The sequence below is a fragment of the Rhodoplanes roseus genome (assembly GCF_003258865.1).
Taxonomy (GTDB): Bacteria; Pseudomonadota; Alphaproteobacteria; order Rhizobiales; family Xanthobacteraceae; genus Rhodoplanes; species Rhodoplanes roseus.
Genome location: NZ_NPEX01000151.1, coordinates 1 through 13,850, shown reverse-complemented (window position 1 = coordinate 13,850; position 13,850 = coordinate 1). Strand labels below are relative to the sequence as shown.

General features: G+C 72.2%; 14 protein-coding genes. 8 read left to right on the top strand and 6 right to left on the bottom strand.

Annotated features, from left to right (window positions below):
* On the top strand, positions 1-253 hold a 253-nt coding region (locus tag CH341_RS34335), incomplete at its 5' end, for a hypothetical protein (RefSeq protein WP_170149722.1).
* Between the two features lie 127 nt (positions 254-380).
* Entirely contained in the window at positions 381-776 is a 396-nt protein-coding gene (locus tag CH341_RS19465; RefSeq protein WP_146604548.1) for a hypothetical protein, read from the top strand.
* Between the two features lie 91 nt (positions 777-867).
* On the opposite strand, the gene CH341_RS19460 is transcribed toward CH341_RS19465, so the two are convergent.
* Positions 868-1,674, bottom strand: coding sequence for a HesA/MoeB/ThiF family protein (locus CH341_RS19460; protein ID WP_210208457.1), 807 nt, complete (start codon positions 1,672-1,674; stop codon positions 868-870).
* 68 nt (positions 1,675-1,742) lie between these two features.
* Here CH341_RS19460 and CH341_RS19455 point away from each other — a divergent pair, with 68 nt between their 5' ends.
* Complete coding sequence (locus CH341_RS19455; protein ID WP_170149720.1) at positions 1,743-3,113, top strand: peptidoglycan-binding protein; 1,371 nt, start codon at positions 1,743-1,745, stop codon at positions 3,111-3,113.
* A 66-nt stretch (positions 3,114-3,179) separates the two neighbouring features.
* Here CH341_RS19455 and CH341_RS19450 read toward each other — a convergent pair whose 3' ends face one another.
* Positions 3,180-3,995, bottom strand: a complete 816-nt coding sequence (locus CH341_RS19450) for an enoyl-CoA hydratase (RefSeq protein WP_111420644.1) — start codon at positions 3,993-3,995, stop codon at positions 3,180-3,182.
* Between the two features lie 467 nt (positions 3,996-4,462).
* Here CH341_RS19450 and CH341_RS19445 point away from each other — a divergent pair, with 467 nt between their 5' ends.
* Together CH341_RS19445 and hisG are read left to right on the top strand one after the other, a co-directional pair.
* The gene (locus CH341_RS19445; protein ID WP_111420643.1) at positions 4,463-5,641 is read left to right on the top strand and encodes an ATP phosphoribosyltransferase regulatory subunit; all 1,179 of its coding nucleotides are present in this window, start codon (positions 4,463-4,465) and stop codon (positions 5,639-5,641) included.
* The gene (hisG, locus tag CH341_RS19440; protein ID WP_111420642.1) at positions 5,638-6,606 is read left to right on the top strand and encodes an ATP phosphoribosyltransferase; all 969 of its coding nucleotides are present in this window, start codon (positions 5,638-5,640) and stop codon (positions 6,604-6,606) included. The genes CH341_RS19445 and hisG overlap by 4 nt, the downstream gene beginning before the upstream one ends.
* A 52-nt stretch (positions 6,607-6,658) precedes the next feature.
* On the opposite strand, the gene CH341_RS19435 is transcribed toward hisG, so the two are convergent.
* From CH341_RS19435 to CH341_RS19425, 3 genes are all read right to left on the bottom strand, one after another.
* The gene (locus CH341_RS19435) at positions 6,659-7,003 is read right to left on the bottom strand and encodes a HepT-like ribonuclease domain-containing protein (RefSeq protein WP_146604547.1); all 345 of its coding nucleotides are present in this window, start codon (positions 7,001-7,003) and stop codon (positions 6,659-6,661) included.
* Between the two features lie 5 nt (positions 7,004-7,008).
* The gene (locus tag CH341_RS19430; protein ID WP_170149721.1) at positions 7,009-7,302 is read right to left on the bottom strand and encodes a nucleotidyltransferase family protein; all 294 of its coding nucleotides are present in this window, start codon (positions 7,300-7,302) and stop codon (positions 7,009-7,011) included.
* 174 nt (positions 7,303-7,476) lie between these two features.
* On the bottom strand, positions 7,477-8,025 hold the full coding sequence (locus CH341_RS19425; protein WP_245431146.1) for a GtrA family protein: 549 nt from the start codon (positions 8,023-8,025) through the stop codon (positions 7,477-7,479).
* A 163-nt stretch (positions 8,026-8,188) separates the two neighbouring features.
* On the opposite strand from CH341_RS19425, the gene CH341_RS19420 reads away from it, so the two are divergent.
* From CH341_RS19420 to CH341_RS19410, 3 genes are all read left to right on the top strand, one after another.
* Complete coding sequence (locus CH341_RS19420; RefSeq protein WP_111420639.1) at positions 8,189-9,262, top strand: glycosyltransferase family 2 protein; 1,074 nt, start codon at positions 8,189-8,191, stop codon at positions 9,260-9,262.
* Positions 9,259-10,101, top strand: coding sequence for a ChbG/HpnK family deacetylase (locus tag CH341_RS19415; RefSeq protein WP_111420638.1), 843 nt, complete (start codon positions 9,259-9,261; stop codon positions 10,099-10,101). The genes CH341_RS19420 and CH341_RS19415 overlap by 4 nt, the downstream gene beginning before the upstream one ends.
* Positions 10,102-10,265: 164 nt before the next feature.
* On the top strand, positions 10,266-11,159 hold the full coding sequence (locus CH341_RS19410) for a DUF2076 domain-containing protein (protein WP_111420637.1): 894 nt from the start codon (positions 10,266-10,268) through the stop codon (positions 11,157-11,159).
* A 52-nt stretch (positions 11,160-11,211) separates the two neighbouring features.
* Here the strand turns inward: CH341_RS19410 and CH341_RS19405 are convergent, their stop codons facing one another.
* On the bottom strand, positions 11,212-13,614 hold the full coding sequence (locus CH341_RS19405; RefSeq protein WP_111420636.1) for a tetratricopeptide repeat protein: 2,403 nt from the start codon (positions 13,612-13,614) through the stop codon (positions 11,212-11,214).
* Between the last annotated feature and the right edge of the window lie 236 nt (positions 13,615-13,850).

The window sequence follows — 13,850 nt, the reverse complement described above, 5'->3', positions numbered from 1 at the left end:
GTGCGGCAGGCCGCGCTCCGGCCCGATCGCCGGCAAGGCGATCTGCACGATCCATTTCGCCGACGGCACCGCGGTCGCGGCCGGTTCCGGCATCGTGGCCCGCGGCGTGTGGGAGCTCGACGGCGACCGGGTGTGCCGCCGCGACGCGGCCGAGACGCCGGACCTGCGCCGCTGCGTCCGCTACGAGCGCCTCGCCGGCCGCCGCTACCGCAACAGCGACGACGTCGAGTTCTGCATCGGCCCCTGCCCCTGATCGCGGCGCGCGCACGACGCCGATCGTGGACCACTCCGATCCGTAGCCGCCGCAGCTTGTGGCGCCGCGTGCTTTGATGGACGATCAGGACGTCCTGTCCGACGCCCAGCGAGGCAAGGGGACCACGATGCGTAACCAAGTGATGGCGTATGGCGCGGCGACGGTGTCGCTGCTCGCCGCCTGCCTCTTCGCCACCGGCCCGTTCTCGGCCTCCGCGGCGGCGGCCGACCCGATGGCGCCCAAAGACATCCAGGCCACCTTCTTCGATGGCCGCAGCTTCACGGCGACCACGCCGTCGGGAGTCAGCTTCCGAATCGTGTTCGAGGCCGACGGAACAGTGCGGCGCGAGCCGACCACGGCCAAGGCCGGCGCCAAGGGCGAAGGCACCTGGACGCTCGGCCCCGACGGCTTCTGCACGACCTGGAAAGGCGCCAAGGCCAACTGCTTCACGGTCACCAAGGCGGGCCCGAACGCCTGGTCGGTGATGAAGGGGCCCGAGCTCAAGGCGACCTGGACGAAGTGAGGCGAGCGCCCGTCCCGCGCAATGAACGCAGCGACGTGCGCCACGCGGCCTTATTCGGCGCAATTCGCTGCGCTGATTGCGCCCTACGGCGCTACGCGGCCTCGTATCCCGACAGATCCGTGATGGTGGGGTGCTCGCCGGTCAGCGGGTTGTCCGGATCCCAGGCATAGCGCAGCGTCTCGAAGCGCAGGCTGCGGCCGTCGACCATCAGGAGCCGGCCGACCAGGCCCTCGCCGAAGCCGACGATCTCGCGCACCACCTCGACCGCCATCAGCGAGCCGATCACGCCCGTGAACGCTCCGAGGATTCCGGCCTCGGCGCAGGCCGGCACGGTGCCGGGCGGCGGCGGCTCCGGGAACAGGCAGCGATAGGTCGGATTCCTGGCGCCGTCCGGCCCGCGCTCGTGCGGCCGCAGCGTCGTGAGGGTGCCGTCGAAGACGCCGACCGCCGCCGTGACGAGCGGCCGCTTCACCAGGCAGCAGGCATCCGAGACCAGATAGCGGGTGGAGAAGTTGTCGGAGCCGTCGGCGACGAGGTCGTAGCGCGAGATCAGGTCTATCGCATTGGCCGCGGTGATGCGGGTGGGATGCGGCTCGACCGTCACCAGCGGATTGATCCGGCCGATCGCCTCGGCGGCGCTCTCGACCTTGGGGCGACCGAGATCCGGGGTCGCGTGGATCACCTGGCGCTGCAGGTTGGAGAGCGACACCACGTCGTCGTCGACGATGCCGAGCGTGCCGACGCCGGCGGCGGCCAGATAGAGCAGCAGCGGCGCGCCGAGCCCGCCGGCCCCCACCACCAGCACGCGGGCGTTCTTCAGGGCGTTCTGGCCCGGGCCGCCGACCTCGTGCAGGACGATGTGGCGGGCATAGCGCTCGAGCTCGTCGGGGGTCAGCATGGGCAGCTTCCTCGCCTCGTCCGATTTGGCTAGGGTCGCCCGCGCTCTACCACGTTCGGGAGGCTGGGATGAACCGTCGTGTCGCGTCGTTCGTGCTCGTCGCGCTGATGGCCGGGGCGGCTCCGGCAGGCGCCCAGACCCCGGGCCCGCAGACGGCGCCCGCCGTCCGGCCGAGGCCCGCCGCGCCGGCGCCCGCGCAGGCTCAAAAGCCGCCGGCGCCGAAGCCCGGCACGGTTCCGGCCTGGGCCGGGGTGCCCGAGGCGGAGCGGATCGCCGTGCAGAGCGACCTGATCTGGACCGGCGACTACAACGGGACCCTCGGCCCGGAGTTCGGCGAGCGCGCCTTCGCGGCCGTGAAGACGTTCCAGAAGCGCTACGGCTACAAGGAGACGGGCCTTCTGGAGCCGGCCGAGCGCAACCGCCTCGCCGAGGCCGCGCAGGCGGCGCAGCAGCGGGTCGGCTGGACGATCCGGAACGATCGCGCCAGCGGCGTCCGGCTCGGCCTGCCCGAGGCGATGGCCCCCAAGGCGTCACCGGCGCCGGGCGGCAACGGCACCCACTGGCAGTCCGGCAAGGGCGAGGTGCAGGTCGACACCTTCCGCATCAGCGGTCCGGACGTCACGCTCGCCCAGATCTTCGAGCAGCAGAAGAAGGAGCCGAAAAACCGGCGCGCCGACTACGCCGTCATGCGCGGCGACTTCTTCGTCGTCTCCGGGCTGCAGGGGCTGAAGAAGTTCTACGTGCGGGCGCACGGGAAGGACCGCGAGGTCCGCGGAATGGCGGTGTTCTACGACCAGAGCCTGGAGGTCACCATGGACCCGGTCGCGGTCGCCATGTCGAGCGCCCTGGTGCCGTTTCCCGAAACGGTCGCCGGCCTCGCGCCGCGTCGCCGCGTCGAATATGCGAGCGCCGTCGTCGTCGGCCCGGGCGGCGACCTGGTCACCGATGCGCGCGCCGTCGACCAATGCCGCAGCGTACAGGTCGCGGGTCACGGCTATGCCGAGCTGCGCGCGACCGAAGGCGGCGTCGCGCTGCTGCATCTCTATGGCGCGCACGGGCTGGTGCCGGTGCCGCTCGCGGCGAGCGGCGGTGGGCCGACCGACGTGACGCTGTTCGGCGTCGCCGATCCGGAGCGGCAGGCCGGCGCCGGCGCCGTCTCCACGATGTCGGCCCGGGTCGGCCCGGGCGGCACGCTCGCGACCGTCCCGCCGCCGGGTTTTCCGGGTGCCGCCGTCGTCGAGGGGAGCGGAAAGCTGGTCGGGATCGTGGCGTCGGCGCCGGTTCAGGTCGCCGGGCCCGGAGCCGCCGGCGCCGCCATGGTGCCGGCCGAGACGATCCGGCGGGTCCTGGCCGCCCACGGGGTGGAGGCCGGCGCATCGGCGCGCCCGGCGGCCGAGCCGAACGCATCCGTCCTGCGCGTCATCTGCGTGCGGGATTGAGCCGCCGTCGTCGCAGGGCGCGCGGCGGCGCGACGCCCCGCAACGACAGCGCCCGAACCGAACCCGCTACTCGGCCGCCTCGGAGAGATCCGGGCGCGGCTGCTTGTGGTGCGGCTGGTTGAACTCCGGCTTGCGCTTCTCCAGGAAGGCCTGCATGCCCTCGCGCTGGCCATCCGTTCCGAACAGCGCGTGAAACGCGCGGCGCTCGAAGCGCAGGCCTTCGGCGAGCGGCAGCTCGTGGGCGCGCTGCACGAGTTCCTTCGCGGTCATCACGGCCGGCAGCGACATCGACGCGATCGTCTCGGCCGCCTTCATCGCGACATCCATCAGCTCGGCGAGCGGCACGACGCGCGAGACGAGACCGCAGCGTTCCGCCTCGACCGCGTCCATCATGCGGCCGGTCAGCACGAGATCCATCGCCTTGGCCTTGCCGACGGCGCGGGTGAGCCGCTGGGTGCCGCCGAGCCCGGGCACGATGCCGAGCGTGATCTCCGGCTGGCCGAACTTCGCATTGTCGGCCGCGATGATCAGGTCGCACTGCATGGCCAATTCACAACCGCCGCCGAGCGCGAAGCCCGCCACTGCCGCGATGGTCGGCTTGCGCGAGCGCGCCGGGCTGTCCCAGTTGGCCATGTAGTTGTTGGTGAAGGTGTCGATGAACGACTTCGGCGCCATCTCCTTGATGTCGGCGCCGGCCGCGAAGGCCCGCTCCGTGCCGGTGATGACGACGCAGCCGATCTCCTCGTTGCGGTCGAAATCCGCGAACGCCGCCCTGAGTTCTTCCGCCAGGGTCGAGTTCAGCGCGTTCAGCGCCTTCGGCCGGTTCAGCCGGATGACGCCCACGCGCCCTACGGTCTCGATGAGCAGGGTCTCGTAGGTCATGGATCAAATCCTTCTTGGACCGAGCCGGGGGAACTCGGGCGCCGTGTCGAAGCGCGTCGCGGGGGAACTGCAGCCGCGCGAAGGGCGGATCGGAAGGAGACTAGCCCAACGTGCTGCATTGCAGCAGGGGTAACGCACGCCACCGTCACAGGCAATCATGATTCGCTTAAGATCGAGTGATCGTGAGGGTTCCGCGAGCAATCGCAAAGCACAAAAATAATGCTGCGTCGCATCCGCGGACGCGAATTTTGCGGGCCTGAGGGTCCGGCGCCGACGAATACTTCGGAACCTTCCTTATGTCGGGTTCGCTGCCGCAAAGCGAATCCTCAACCCGGACGGGCATGACCCTGCTTCTGGCAACCCGTCCGTCCCACCGGGCCGCCTGGCATGGCAGGCCCGAGCCGAAGTCGTCGAAACGCCGAAACAGACGTGCTACAGGCGGCCCCATCAAAGGTGCCGGGGAACTCATGTCCGCCGTAACAGCCTCCATCGTCGGCAAGGACGGGCGCGCCGACGCGCTCGTCGCGTCCTATGCGCGCGCCGGCTACGACCGCGTCGAGCCCGCCGTGCTGCAGCCGGCCGAGCCGTTCCTGGCGCTGTCCGGCGAGGACATCCGCCGCCGCATGTATCTGGTCGCCGACGCCGGCGGCGACGACCTCTGCCTGCGGCCCGACCTCACCATCCCGGTGGCTCTCGATTACCTCGCCTCGCCGCAGGCCGGCCGGCCGGCCCGCTACAGCTATCTGGGACCGGTGTTCCGGCAGCGCCCCGGGGCCTCGGGCGAGTTCTGGCAGGCCGGCATCGAATCCTTCGGCCGCACCGACAAGACCGCGGCCGACGCCGAGGCGGTCGCGCTCGCCTTGGAGGCGACCGACCTCTACGGCCTGGCGGCCCCCGACATCCGCATGGGCGATGTCGGCCTGTTCGCGGCGCTGATCGAGGCGCTCGACCTCGCGCCGGTGTGGCGTCGGCGCCTCGCCAAGGACTTCAACCGCAAGACCGTGCTGGCCGAGGACCTGCATCGCCTCGCGGTCAACGGCGGCAACGGTCCGCCCGAGTACCAGGGCGTGCTCGCCGCGCTCGCCAATTCCGACCCCAAGGGCGCCCGCGCCCTGGTCGCCGACCTCTTGTCGATCGCCGGGATCTCGACGGTGGGCGGACGCTCGGTGGCCGAGATCGCGGCGCGCTTCCTCGAGCAGGCCGAGCTCGGCGCCGGCGCCGCGCTGCCGGCCGAGACCGGCGCGCTGATCGAGCGCTTCTTCGCCGTGTCGGGCGCGCCGGCCACCGCGGCCGCGGCGCTGCGCGCCTTCGCGGCGGACGCCGGGCTCGACCTCGCGGCGGCGCTCGACCTGTTCGAGGCCCGCAACGCGCTGCTCGCCGAGAAGGGGATCGACACCGGACGCATCCGCTTCGCCACCGCCTTCGGCCGCGGCCTCGACTACTACACCGGCGTCGTCTTCGAGCTGCACGACCCGCAGAACCGCATCGACGGCCAGCTCGTCGCCGGCGGCCGCTACGACGGCCTGTTCGCCCGGCTCGGCCGCGCCGAGCAGGCCGGCCAGCCGGAGCCGATCCCGGCGGTCGGGTTCGCGGTGTGGATCGAGCGCCTGGTCGGGCTCGGCGAGCGGACGGGAGCGGCCCAATGAGCACCTTCGTGATCGCAGTCCCGGCCAAGGGCCGCCTGCAGGAGAACGCCGAGACCTATTTCGCGCGCTCCGGCCTGAAGCTCGCCAAGCCGCGCGGCGCCCGCGAGTATCGCGGCACGGTGGTCGGCCTGCCCGAGATCGAGGTGGCGTTCCTGTCGGCCTCTGAGATCGCCCAGCAGCTCGCCTCCGGCGCCGTGCATTTCGGCATCACGGGCGAGGATCTGATCCGCGAGAGCATTCCGCACGCCGACGAGAAGGTGGTGCTGCTGCACGGACTGGGCTTCGGCTTCGCGACCGTCGTGGTCGCCGTGCCGCAGGCCTGGATCGACGTGCGCAGCATGGCCGATCTCGACGACGTCGCCACCGCGTTCCGCATCGAGAACGACCGCCGCATGCGGGTCGCGACCAAGTACGTGAACCTCACCCGCGCCTTCTTCGCCCGCCACGGCATCATCGACTACCGCATCGTCGAGAGCGCCGGCGCCACCGAAGGCGCGCCGGCCGCCGGCACGGCCGAGCTGATCGTCGACATCACCACGACGGGCACGACGCTGGCCGCCAACGCGCTGAAGATCGTCGACGACGGCGTCATGCTGCGCTCGCAGGCGAACCTCGTCGCGTCGCGCGGCGCCACCTGGGACGCCGGCGCGCGCGAGACCGCCCGCGTCGTGCTCGACCGCATCGCCGCCTACGGCCGCGCCAGCAATTTCCGCGAGATGCGCACCCGCTTCCCGGCCTGCAACGAGGCGCTGCTCACCCAAGCGCGCGAGACATACGGTGTCGAGACGCCGTTCGGCGGACCGACCTCGTCCGGCATGCTGACGCTGCACTGCCCGCCCGACCACGTCCACGCCCTCGCGACCTTCCTGCGCGCCCACGGCGCCGCGAGCGTCGTGGTCGGCCCGCTCGACTACGTCTTCGCCAACGAGAACCCGCTGTTCGACCGGCTGGAGGCGGCGCTGTAGGGGGGCTCTTGGTGTCGTGACGACGCGCGGCGTGCGGCGTGGGGCGTGCGGCTCAAGTCCTCGCCCGCTTTCCCAGCATGTCCCGAAGGGTCACTTCGAGTTCGACCGCGGAGTCCGCAATGATGCCCCAGAGAATCGCTTCGCTTACCCGCTGATACTCGTGCCGCAGCTTGTTCCCTATGCTCCTGATGGCGTGCCAGGGTGTCGCCGGATATTCGGCGAGCCAATCCTCCGGAATCCTGCGCACCGCCTCCGAGATCACCATGACTGAATAGGCCGCTGCCCGGAGGTCCGACGAGCTGGCCTTGAATTGCTCGAAGGTCGAACGGTCGCGAATCGAATGCAGGAATTCAATTTCCGAAAGGATGTCGTGGAGGGGAATGAGAACGTCTTTCATCGCCTTCACAGGACCCGGATGGCCTCGCGCTCGATTCGCGACTTCATCAGCGGGTGCAGCGCATCATGGGTTCCCAGCTGAACCTTGAGCTCCAGCTCACGCGACAGCATGTCTTCCAGCCCGACAAGCTCGACGTAACTGAACCTGGACGGGTCGAAGTCCACGAACACATCCAAATCGCTGTCCGTCCTGCCGTCGCCTCGGGCTCTGGACCCGTAAATGTACAGCGCCGTCGCGCCGAACGCCTTCACGGCCTCGGCGCGCGCCCTGATGCGCTGAATGATGTCGTCCCGGCTCATGACCCGCTCGATCTTCGGCTCCTGAAACATAATCCTGCACGCTCGCGCGTTCCAGTGCCCCCGCACGACGGGAGTATCCGACCTCGGCCCGCCGGGCCCCGTCGACCCGCGGCATCGTTCCATGCTGGTGAAGGATCGTGCCGCCTCCCTGGGAGCCGGCCGGCGATGCCGCTGCTACTGTGATGCGTTGCCGGGCTCGGCGTCCGGCCGCCCCCGTCGTGGCCGGAACACCACGAAGTGCGACATCGTGAAATTGACCACGAAGCTCACCAGGATGGCGCAGGCCTTGGCGAACCACACCGGCATCACCTGCGCCACCATCACCAGGGTCGTCGTGTTGGCGACGGCACCGAGCACGCCGGAGGCGGCGAAGGCGCCGTAGTCGCGCAGCCGCAGCGTGCGGCCGGACTCCTCGGCGAACGTGAAGGTGGAGTTGAGCACATAGGAGCCGGTGACGCCGACCACCCAGCCCATCAGGTTGGCGGCGATCAGCATCAGGTCGTCGGCGCCGCCGCAGCCGCACAGGCCGGAGGCCGCCTCGAAGGCCCGCACGCTCGGACCCGCCGACTTCAGCGCCGCGAGGGCGACGAAGAAGACGCTGGCGTCCACTGCCGTGTTGACCACGCCGACCAGCGCGAAGCTCAGCGCCTTGCGCATCATGCCGACGCGGGCCCGCCCGGCGGGGGCACGCGAGAACGCCGTGTCGGTCCGGGTCGGGTCCATCGTCACTCCGCGTTGCGCGCCACAGCGTCGGGCGTCGCCTTAGCACAGCGGCACGTCGAAGCCGAAGCCGAACCGCACCGCCGGCCCCCGAGCCGGCGCGACAGCCCCGGCCGCTTGGGCTATAAGGCGCCCCGACCGGAACCACAGGGACGACGACGGGCGAATGACCTCGGGTGAGCCAGCATTGCGGCAGGACGCGGGCGCGACGGAGGCGGCCGCGACCGCGGCGACGCGCGCGGCGGCCGGCCTCTCGATCGTGATGCCGGTCTACAACGAGGCCGGCGGGCTCGCCGCCCTGCACGCCCGCATCGTCTCGGTCGCCCGCGCGCTGAAGCAGCGCTGGGGCCTCGCCTGCGAGGTCGTCTATGTCGACGACGGCAGCCGCGACCGCTCGCTCGCCGTCGCCGCGACGCTGCCGCCCGACGGGCTCGACGTCCAGGTGATCGCCCTGTCGCGGAATTTCGGCAAGGAGGCGGCGCTGCTCGCCGGGCTGGAGCATTCCCGCCTCGGGGCCGTGCTGTTCATGGATTCCGACGGCCAGCATCCGCCCGCCATGGTGGAGCGACTCGCCGGCCACTGGATCGACGACGGCTACGACGTCGTCTTCACGGCGAAGGCCAGCCGCAAGGCGGAGTCGTTTTTGCGGCGGCTGTTCGGCCGCACCTTCTACACGCTGATCAACTGGGGATCGCGCCACAAGATTCCCGAGGACGCCGGCGACTTCCGCCTGCTCTCGCCGCGCGCCGCGGCGGCGCTGCGGCAATTGCCCGAGCGCAACCGTTTCTTCAAGGGCCTGGCGAGCTGGATCGGCTTCCGCCAGCTGCGCATCGACTACGAGCCGGCGGCCCGCGAGCACGGCACGTCGAGCTGGAACTTCGGTGCGCTGCTCGGCCTGTCGATCGAGGGCCTCACGGCCTTCTCGGTGGCGCCGCTGCGCATCGCCAGCCTGCTCGGCATCGCACTCGCCGCGACCGCCTTCCTGTTCGGCCTGCAGATCCTGATCGAGGCGCTGTTCTTCGGCACCGCGGTGCCGGGCTATCCGTCGCTGCTGGTCGGCGTGATGGTGCTGGGCGGCGTGCAACTGATCATGATCGGCGTGATGGGCGAGTACATCGCCAAGATCCTGTCGGAGACCAAGGGCCGCCCGGTCTATTTCGTCGCCGAGCGCAGCCTCAAGCAGGCCGGGCCGGCCGCCCCCCCTGAACCGACGACCGAACCTCCGGAGCGAACGGCGTGACCACCGACACCCCGCTCCGCCGCCTGATCCTGTGCGCCGACGATTTCGGTCTCGCGCCCGGCGTCGACGACGCCATCATCGACCTGATCGGCAAGGGGCGCCTGAGCGCCACCAGCGTCATGGTGCTGCCGCCGACCTTCTCGGCCGCCGAAGCGGCCCGGCTCGCCGCCGTCGCCGAGGGACGCGCGTCGGTCGGCCTGCACGTCACCCTCACGGCGCCGTTCCAGCCGCTCACCTCGGGCTTCGGCCCGCTCGCCGGGGACGGCTCGTTCCTGCCGATCGGCAAGCTGCTCGCCGCCTCCTTCGTCACGCCGTTCGACCGCGACGCGATCGCACGCGAGGTCGCGGCCCAGATGGCGGCCTTCGTGACGGCGTTCGGCCGGCCGCCCGCCTATGTCGACGGCCACCAGCACGTCCATCTGCTGCCCGGCATGCGCGAGGCGGTGCTCGACGTGGTGACCCGCGCCGCGCCGCAGGCCTGGGTGCGCCAGTGCGGCCAGGTCACCGCGACCCTGAAGCGGCTCGGCGACCCCAAGAGCCTGCTGCTCGACCGCATGAGCCACGCCTTCCGACGTCTGGCGGCGGAGCGTGGCGTCCCCACCAACCCGGCCTTCGCCGGCACCTACACGTTCAAGCCGGGCGTCGACTACGCCACCTTGTTCCCGGCTTTCCTCAAGGACCTGCCGGACGGCAGTGTGGTGATGTGCCATCCGGGCCGGGTGGACACCGAGCTGAAGCGCCTCGATCCGCTCACCGATCTGCGCGAGGCGGAATACGCCTATCTCGGCGGCGAGGCCTTTCCGGCCGTCCTGGCCCGCGCCGGATTCACCCTCGCCTGAGGGGTGGGTGCGGCAGGCTGCCACGCCCCCTCCCTCATCACCATTCCGCCGCACCGGAAGCCCCCCATATAGGGGGCGCGCGAGCCGCGCGGATCATCTCCGACCGCAGCCGCTCCGCGCATGCGCCGGCGCGCACGCGCCGGACGGCCCACCAGGAGACCACGATGACTCCGCAAGAACATCAGCTCGTCGCCGATCTGTTCGAGCGCCTCGCCACCCTCGAGAAGGAGCCGCGCGACCCGGAGGCCGAGCGCGCCATCCGCGAGGGTCTCGCGCGCGCCCCCAACGCGCTGTACGCCCTGGTCCAGACCTCGCTCCTCCAGGACGAGGCGCTGCGGCAGGCGCAGGCCCATATCGACGAGCTCGAGGCGGCGCTGGCCCCGCCCCAGCAGACGCAGCAGCAGGGCGGCGGCTTCCTCGACAACCTGCGCAGCGCGATGTTCGGCGGCGGCCAGGGACAGCAGCAAGGCCAGGGCCAGCCGCAAGGCGGCCGCGGCTCGGTCCCCTCGGTCCGGCCGGGCGACAGTCCGGGCGGCGATCCCCGCTGGGGAGCGCCTCCGACGGGCGCCGGCTCCGGTCCGATGGGCGCGCCGGGCGGCTTCGGCCAGCCGCAATACGGTGGTCCCGGCTACGGCAATCAGGGCTACGGCGGCCCGGGCTACGGGGCACCGCCGCAGGCCGGACCATTCGGCGGCGGCGGACGCGGCGGCTCGTTCCTCGGCACGGCGGCGGCGGCCGCGGCCGGCATGATCGGCGGCTCGCTGCTGCTCGACAGCCTGCGCGGCATGGGTCACGCGGCCGGCGGCGGCGGCAGCCATGCGGCCCTCGACACGGGCAGCGGCGGCGGCGACCGCTCGGCCTGGGGCAACGCCTCCAGCGGCGACATGGCCCGTGACGCCGGCCTGAACGACATCGGCGGCCGGGGCGGCAGCGGCGACGGCTCGACCCGCACCGCGTCGGCCTTCGACGATCCGGCCGCCTACGACCAGGACGACGGCGACGACGCCGACGATGGTGACGACTCGGCCGATTACGGCGACGATTCCGACTACGCGTGATCGAGACGCGGCGCGTGCCGGGGCACCGACCGGTCCTCGGCGGCGTGTCGCTCTAGCGCCCCTGCGTCTTGGCCAGCTCCCGCTCGGCGAGCGGGAGCCATTTGGCCTGCTCGGCGGAGAGCTTCCGCTTGGCGGCGAGGTCGCGCAGCGTCGTCACCACGGCGCGGAAGCGTTCGGCCGGGTCGTCGCCGGCGCTGGCGAGCCGCCACTGCAGCACGGTCTGCTCCCACTGCCACTTGGCATTGTCCGGCTCCAGCCCGGCGAGCCGCTGGCTGATCGCGAGCGCGGCCCGATAGCTCGCCAACGCATCGGCGCGCTGGCCCTTGGCGGCGAGCGCGTCGCCGATCTTGCTCTGCGCGACCGAGACGTCGCGCAGCGCCGTCGGGCTCGGCGCGGCGGCGGCCAGCCGCTCGCGTGAGGCCAGCGTCGTGCGGTAGGCGGCGAGCGCGTCGTCGAACGCGCCCTTGGCCATCAGCACGTCGCCGATCCGCTCGTGCGAGACCGGCAGGTCGCGCTGCCAGCGCACCGCGCCGGGGTCACCGCCGGCCAGGCGCTCGCGGATCGATAGGCTGGCCCGGTAGGCGGCGAGCGCTTCGTCGTAGGCGCGCTTCGCCTTGAGCACGTCGCCGATGCGCTCGTAGGACACCGACATGGCGCGCCGCGCCGCGGCATCGGCGCGGTCGGCCACCGCGAGCTGCAGCGCCAGCCCGGTCCGGTAGGCGGCGATGGAATCCTCGCTCGCGCCCTGGGCGAGCTGCACGTCGCCGACCTTGTTGTAAAGGATCGACAGGCCGCGCTGCCAGCCGGCGCCGGCCCCCGGGTCGACCGCGGCGAGCCGGAGCGACAGCGCCGTGCGGTAGCCCTTCAGCGCCTCGTCCAGGGAGCCGCGGGACGCCAGCACGTCGCCGAACCGTTCGTAGGCGACCGACAGGTCGCGGCGGGCCGGCGCGCCCGCCGGATCGAGCGCGGCGAGCGTCTCGCGGATCCCTAGCGCGGCACGGAACTGCTTGAGCGCATCCTCGGACGCCCCCTGGGCCAGCAGCGCATCGCCGACCGCCGTGGCGGCCCGGGACAGATCGCGCTGGCGCTCGACGCTGGCCGGATCGGCGTCGGCGAGCCGCTCCGCCGCCGCCAGCGCGCCGCGCGCGCTTTTCAAGGCGCGGTCCGCGTCGCCCTGGGCGAGCCGCAAGGCGGCGGCGTCGAGATGCGTCGCGACGATCTCGCGCTGAACCTCGACGTCCATGCCGCCCGGAAAGACCAGGCCGTCGAGCAGGGCCTCGGCGGCCGCGGTGCGGCTGCGCGCCGCATCGGCGAGGCCGAGCGCCTCGTAGCGCTGCTCGAAGGCGAGCAGCATCGCGGCGCGGCGCAACCGCAGGCCCGGGTCGTCGCCGCCGGCCGCGCCGAGATCGCGCAGCAATGCCTCGGCCGGCTCCGCGATGGAGGCGATCACGGGCCGGGGAGCGCCGAGCCGGTCGGCGGCATCGACGACCCCGACCGTGGTGCCGGTTCCGACGGCGAGCATCCGGCCGAGCAGCGGCGCGTTGTGCGGCAGCACGAAGCGGGCGGCGGCGACGGCACCGCCGGCGAGCAGCAGCAGCACGGCCGCAGCCGAGAGCCAGCCGCGCAGCCGGCGCCGGCGACGCACCGCGCGGGCGGCCGGGCCGCTGTAGTCCTCGAAGGAGAGCGCGAGCAGCGCGGCGGCGAGCCGGCCGACCACCTCGGACCGCGGCGTCCGGCCGGCCCTGGCGTCGATCACCAGCGGCGCGATCGTGTCCTCGCGCTCGTCACCCACGGTTCCGTCGACCTTGATGCGGAACCGCAGCGACGGCGGACAGAGATCGGCCTCCGGCGCCTCGGGCGCACCGCCGGCCAGCACGGCGATGACGCGATCGCCACGGCCGAGTCCCTTGAAGCGACGGACCGCGTCGCCGACCGCCTCGTCGGCGGCGGCCGCGGGCGAGCACAAGACGACGAGAAAGCGCGAATCGACCAGCGCCGCGACCGTCTGGTCGGGCAGCGTCGGCTGCGCCGGCGCGAGCAGCGCGGGCGGCTCCGGCGGAACCACGGGCGCGGGCGCGACGGGCGGCGTCGCCGCAGTCGCATCCTCGGCCGGCGGCACTACCAGGGTCAGCGTCGGCGCGGTGGCGGGCGTGGCGGCGGCAGGCTCGGCGGCAGGCGGCGAATCGGGGGCCGCATCGGCCGGCTTCGGCCCGGCGGGCGGGTCGGACGGGATCACCGGCGAGACTTCGCCGGGCGCCACGGGGGTCGGCTCGGCGGCGAAGCGGTAGATCGGCTTCAGCGACTTCGGCACCGCGCCGTGCGCGGTCTCGCGCCCGACCAGCGCCCACGGCACGCGGATGTCATCGAGCCCCCGCTCGATCGTCCGCGCCAACACCTCGTCGGCCTGCGCGTGGACCAGAAAGGCTCGGTATTTCGGGTGAACAGCCTGCGCCACGATCCCCTCCCCCGGTCGCCCCCGCGACGAGGTCCGTTATCGCACCGACCACGACCCTATGGGCAAGAATTTGGCCCTCGCGTGTCGACGCCGTGCCGGCCGCGGCGGTCCAAACGCAGGAACGCGCCCGATTCGATGAGGAATCGGACGCGCCCCGCGCCAGTAATCAACAAGATGGACGTGCGGTCTTGCGTGCGGCGGGCAGGCCCTCCGGTGGAGCGCCGTCCGGTGGACGG

What these genes read in the sequence shown, in the direction of transcription:
- CH341_RS19455 (WP_170149720.1), top strand. Translation starts at nt 1,743, where the DNA reads ATGAACCGTCGTGTCGCGTCGTTCGTGCTCGTCGCGCTGATGGCCGGG.
- CH341_RS19450 (WP_111420644.1), bottom strand. Translation starts at nt 3,995, where the DNA reads ATGACCTACGAGACCCTGCTCATCGAGACCGTAGGGCGCGTGGGCGTC.
- CH341_RS19435 (WP_146604547.1), bottom strand. Translation starts at nt 7,003, where the DNA reads ATGAAAGACGTTCTCATTCCCCTCCACGACATCCTTTCGGAAATTGAA.
- CH341_RS19425 (WP_245431146.1), bottom strand. Translation starts at nt 8,025, where the DNA reads ATGGACCCGACCCGGACCGACACGGCGTTCTCGCGTGCCCCCGCCGGG.
- CH341_RS19420 (WP_111420639.1), top strand. Translation starts at nt 8,189, where the DNA reads ATGACCTCGGGTGAGCCAGCATTGCGGCAGGACGCGGGCGCGACGGAG.
- CH341_RS19410 (WP_111420637.1), top strand. Translation starts at nt 10,266, where the DNA reads ATGACTCCGCAAGAACATCAGCTCGTCGCCGATCTGTTCGAGCGCCTC.
- CH341_RS19460 (WP_210208457.1), bottom strand. Translation starts at nt 1,674, where the DNA reads ATGCTGACCCCCGACGAGCTCGAGCGCTATGCCCGCCACATCGTCCTG.
- CH341_RS19465 (WP_146604548.1), top strand. Translation starts at nt 381, where the DNA reads ATGCGTAACCAAGTGATGGCGTATGGCGCGGCGACGGTGTCGCTGCTC.
- hisG (WP_111420642.1), top strand. Translation starts at nt 5,638, where the DNA reads ATGAGCACCTTCGTGATCGCAGTCCCGGCCAAGGGCCGCCTGCAGGAG.
- CH341_RS19430 (WP_170149721.1), bottom strand. Translation starts at nt 7,302, where the DNA reads ATGAGCCGGGACGACATCATTCAGCGCATCAGGGCGCGCGCCGAGGCC.
- CH341_RS19445 (WP_111420643.1), top strand. Translation starts at nt 4,463, where the DNA reads ATGTCCGCCGTAACAGCCTCCATCGTCGGCAAGGACGGGCGCGCCGAC.